Origin of the sequence: Photorhabdus caribbeanensis (genome assembly GCF_018448885.1) — a bacterium.
Classification (GTDB): Bacteria; Pseudomonadota; Gammaproteobacteria; order Enterobacterales; family Enterobacteriaceae; genus Photorhabdus; species Photorhabdus caribbeanensis.
Genome location: NZ_RCWB01000019.1, coordinates 1 through 4,089, shown reverse-complemented (window position 1 = coordinate 4,089; position 4,089 = coordinate 1). Strand labels below are relative to the sequence as shown.

The 4,089-nt window shown below is 40.2% G+C and carries 4 protein-coding genes; all 4 read right to left on the bottom strand.

The window, feature by feature from the left end:
* Nucleotides 1–47 precede the first annotated feature (47 nt).
* Nucleotides 48–1,016, bottom strand: coding sequence for a hypothetical protein (locus EAE90_RS13405; protein ID WP_214053912.1), 969 nt, complete (start codon nt 1,014–1,016; stop codon nt 48–50).
* Entirely contained in the window at nt 1,013–1,981 is a 969-nt protein-coding gene (locus tag EAE90_RS13400) for a hypothetical protein (RefSeq protein ID WP_214053911.1), read from the bottom strand. The genes EAE90_RS13405 and EAE90_RS13400 overlap by 4 nt, the downstream gene beginning before the upstream one ends.
* Nucleotides 1,978–2,946, bottom strand: coding sequence for a hypothetical protein (locus tag EAE90_RS13395; protein ID WP_214053910.1), 969 nt, complete (start codon nt 2,944–2,946; stop codon nt 1,978–1,980). The genes EAE90_RS13400 and EAE90_RS13395 overlap by 4 nt, the downstream gene beginning before the upstream one ends.
* Nucleotides 2,943–4,089 (bottom strand): hypothetical protein (locus EAE90_RS13390; protein WP_214053909.1); only part of this gene is annotated, 1,147 nt, incomplete at its 5' end. The genes EAE90_RS13395 and EAE90_RS13390, both read right to left, overlap by 4 nt.

Sequence of the window (4,089 nt, the reverse complement as noted above, 5' to 3'; positions counted from 1 at the left end):
ATGAATAGTAGGAAACCATTTTTTGAGTAAGTTTTTTAATCGTTGTTTCATTTGGAAAGATCTTCATCAGGGGGACCTAGGCGATCCAATTCTGCCAAAATCAAAGGAATTTGAGCTTCTAAATCGGCAGGTCTTTTATCTTTACTCCACCAGATAAGCGGCTCACGGCGTTTATAATCCACTTTACTGACCGCCTCTTTACCGTTTAATAAGAATTTCACCATAAAAGCGACTGCCAGACCTTTATCATTGCCACTACTTAAGAAGGCAAAAGAATAACTGCTGACGTTAGGGATAAAACCACGCCCGATAAGTTGATTGTTCTCATCCAGGCCGTAGACTTTGAGGAACAGAATATTAGTTTTTTCTGCCATGCCTACTTGTGGATAGAGGGCGACATAAGCTTTGCCTTTATACCAAGTATAAAAGATCTGCTGTTCGCGATCGATAATTAATGGTGCCTGACGGCGTAAGAAAAAGATGGCCCAGACAAAAGGAGGTATAATCAACAAATAGAGCAGCAGAAAACCTATATCAATTTTCAAAAAAGAGTCGCTATGCCGATAATAATTATAACGGTAATGTAAATATTTTCTTAGGGAGATTTCTTTATCGTTACCAATATAACGAGCATTTTCCATATAATCGGGTAGATCATTGCGTAGATAAAATTCGTCACCATATTCCTCTTTTACTAAATTGACCCACTGATGAATACCTCTCTCATCATTTTTACGATCTTCGATAAATTCATTAATATTTAGAATAAGGCTACTAATAATCCCTAATGTAACCGGGATTAAGGTAATACTCCGGGCGCGACGTTGGGTGTTGCGGATATGGCACTCCTTATCATCAAGATAGTCCAGTATTTCCACATGTTTGATGGTTTCTGCATCCTTAATATCCGGTGGTGCCGCCAGAATTTCTTTTTCCCAGCGGGCCAGCCGTTGGGCTGGCAATGGATGAATAGTAGGAAACCATTTTTTGAGTAAGTTTTTTAATCGCTGTTTCATTCGGAAAGATCTTCATCAGGGGGACCTAAGCGATCCAATTCTGCCAAAATCAATGGAATTTGAGCATCTAAATCGGCGGGTCTTTTATCTTTACTCCACCAAATAAGCGGCTCACGGCGTTTATAATCCACCTTACTGACCGCCTCTTTGCCGTTTAATAAGAATTTCACCATAAAGGCGACTGCCAGCGCTTTATCATTGCCACTACTTAAGAAAGCAAAAGTATAACTGCTGACATTAGGGATAAAGACACGTTCGATAAGGTTATTATTTTCATCCAATCCGTAGACTTTGAGATACAGAATATTGGTTTTTTCCATCATACCTAATTGTGGATAACGGGCAGCATAGGCTTTACCTTTATGCCAGGTGTAGAAAATTTGTCGTTCACGGTCGATAATTAATGGTGCCTGACTCTGCCAAAAAAATATACAATATACAAAGGGTGGAATAATCAGTAGGTAAAGCAATAAAAATACCATATCAGTTATTAAAATATTATTGCTATATTCATAATGGTTATAGCGATAATACAGGTATTTTCTCAAGGAAATTTCTTTATCATGGGCAATGTATTCATACTTTTTAAGAAAATCTGGTAGAGCAGGATCCAAATAAAACTCCTCGCCATAATCTTTTTTTGCGTCGTTAACAGACCAAAGCAGATTCTTTTCCGCTGCCCGCCATGTTTCAATAAAATCGTTAACGTTTAACATCAGACTGCTAATAATTCCCAGAGTTACTGGGATTAAGTTAATACTCCTGAAACGGCGTTGAGGATTGCGGATATGACACTCCTTATCATCAAGATAGTCCAGTATTTCTACATGTTTGATGGTTTCTGCATCCTTAATATCTGGTGGTGCTGCCAGAATTTCTTTTTCCCAGCGTGCCAGCCGTTGGGCTGGCAAGGGATGAATAGTAGGAAACCATTTTTTAAGTAAATGTTTTAATCGCTGTTTCATTCGGAAAGATCTTCATCAGGGGGACCTAAGCGATCCAATTCGGCCAAAATCAACGGAATTTGAGCGTCTAAATCGGCAGGTCTTTTATCTTTACTCCACCAAATAAGCGGCTCACGGCGTTTATAATCGACCTTACTGACCGCTTCTTTGCCGTTTAATAAAAATTTCACCATAAAGGCGACTGCCAGAGCTTTATCATTGCCACTACTTAAGAAGGCAAAAGAATAACTGCTGACGTTAGGGATAAAACCACGCCCGGTAAGGTTATTATTTTCGTCTAGGCCATAAACTTTGAAGAACAGAATATTAGTTTTTTCTGCCATGCCTACTTGGGGATAGCGGGCGGCATAAGCTTTGCCTTTATACCAAGTATAAAAGATTTGCCGTTCGCGATCGATAATTAATGGTGCTTGTCTCTGGGAAAAGAATACTCCCCAGATAAATACAGGGGTAATCAATAAATAGAGTAGCAGAAATGCAATATCAACCTTAAACAAATAGCCACTGTTTTCAAAGTAGTTATAACGGTAATATAGATATTTCTTCAAGGATATCTCTTTATCATTACCAATATAACGCATATCTTCCATATCCTCAGGCAAATCATTACGTAAATAAAATTCTTCACCATAGTCTTTTTTTGCATAACCGACCCATCGATGAATAGCTTCCTCATTTTTTTTTCTCGATTCCATAAAATCGTTAATGTTTAACATCAGACTACTAATAATCCCCAGTGTTACTGGGATTAATGTGATACTCCGGAAACGGCGCTGAGGGTTTCTAACCCAGCACTCCTTATCGTTAAGGTAATCCAGTATTTCTACATGCTTAATGGTCTCTTCATCTTTAATATCCGGAGGTACAGCCAAGATTTCTTTTTCCCAGTGCCTCAGCCGTTTGGTTGGTAGAGGATGAATAGTAGGAAACCATTTTTTGAGTAAATTTTTTAATTGTTGTTTCATATAAATTCTCCGTCAAAACTACCTTTAATCGTATTTTCCTCTGTTAGTTTCTCTCCCCAGAGATAGCGCAGAGGGGCGATAACATTGTCTGACTGCTGGTAATACCAATATAACTTGCTGCGATAAGGATTTGTTTCTTGTCCTTCTGTCGTGACTATTTCCAGCGTGGCTGTATCTCCATTCAGAATTAGCTTCGCCTGTTCTCGTGCAGTTTTAAATGTGGAATCACGGAAAGTGTCCCGTGTATACTGGCGGCGGTTAATAGTGATAATGGTAATTTGTGCACCAAGATAGTATATTTCATTTTCTTTGACGAAAAGTCCGTATATTTCCGAAATACCCATCTGGAAGGCAGGTAAGGTAAAGCGGTAGGTTGTCTTCCTATATTCTCTATGTATTTTTAGTTGTGGTTGAATAAAGAGATTTAAAAACTCCTGATTTTCTATAAGAAAAGCATTCTTAATGGTATCCCCCATCTCTCGTGCATCTTTTAACTGTTTCGTTATAGTTGGTCGCCCATCTACTGACCAGAAAGCATATTCAGCCCCCGCCCCCCAAAAACAGTTATTCAGCACTTTTTCCAAATCTGACCAGGCACTGCTAGCTTGTACAACACTGCCACCGATAAGTAAACTGGCCCCAATGACTATCGCAGTGAGTACGCCCGCAGTCAGGAAGGAGCCTGCCGCAATGCCGATCCAGACTGCGGTTGTTAAAATAGTGGAGCCTGTTCCTATCGCTACCAAGCCATAACCCTCAATTTTATTACCCACGTTGAAAGCGTTACTGGCATCATAGAAGGAGATAATTGCGCCTAAGTATCCCGCGACGCTACCAGCAACACGGGAGAACTGATTGACCGCCGACGCACTGATAGCTGGCACTTTTGTCCCGCTCATCAGCGCTTTCACTATGGGGGAATTCACCTTACTTGCTAGTGTCAAACCAATAGAAGTCAAATCGGCACTCATACCAATCACTGCGGTGCTAAAGCGCAGCAGATTCATATAGGTAGGTCCGGGTTGTAACGGGTTGTTGCGGGCATATTCTGTCTGCATGATCACATCGGACAGGGTGAATGCATTCAGGAACAGGCTGACACCGGTCAATGAAGAATCAAACAGTAAACCAATAGAGGCTTTA

Bases quoted from the DNA above. Each gene is read 5' to 3' on its own strand.
- EAE90_RS13400 (WP_214053911.1), bottom strand. From the start codon at position 1,981: ATGAAACAGCGATTAAAACATTTACTTAAAAAATGGTTTCCTACTATT.
- EAE90_RS13405 (WP_214053912.1), bottom strand. From the start codon at position 1,016: ATGAAACAGCGATTAAAAAACTTACTCAAAAAATGGTTTCCTACTATT.
- EAE90_RS13395 (WP_214053910.1), bottom strand. From the start codon at position 2,946: ATGAAACAACAATTAAAAAATTTACTCAAAAAATGGTTTCCTACTATT.